1 pseudogene is annotated in these 491 nt (G+C 47.9%); it reads left to right on the forward strand.

Features of this window, described 5'->3' with window-relative positions:
- Positions 1-491, forward strand: a pseudogene (locus tag ZA07_RS16210) (gliding motility-associated C-terminal domain-containing protein); the annotation flags it as partial.

The raw sequence follows: 491 nt of genomic DNA on the forward strand, positions 1-491 counted from the left end.
TGTGACCGTAGAATGTGATGCCATACCCGCTCCTGCTGTGGTTACCGCAACAGACAACTGTGATACAACCCTTACAGTTAGCTATTCAGAAACTACCAATACCGTCAATGATGGTGTTGGAACTATCGTTCGTGAATGGTCCGTAACTGATAACGATGGCAATACAACAACACAAACCCAAACCATTACCGTGGAGGACAATACGCCTCCGGTGCTTGTTGGCGTTCCTGCCGATGTGACCGTAGAATGTGATGCCATACCCGCTCCTGCTGTGGTTACCGCAACAGACAACTGTGATACAACCCTTACAGTTAGCTATTCAGAAACTACCAATACTGTCAATGATGGTGTTGGAACTATCATCCGTGAATGGTCCGTAACTGATAACGATGGCAATACAACAACACAAACCCAAACCATTACCGTGGAGGACAACACGCCTCCGGTGCTTGTTGGCGTTCCTGCCGATGTGACCGTAGAATGTGATGCCA

This window comes from Mangrovimonas sp. ST2L15, from assembly GCF_001280515.1.
Lineage (GTDB): Bacteria > Bacteroidota > Bacteroidia > Flavobacteriales > Flavobacteriaceae > Mangrovimonas > Mangrovimonas futianensis.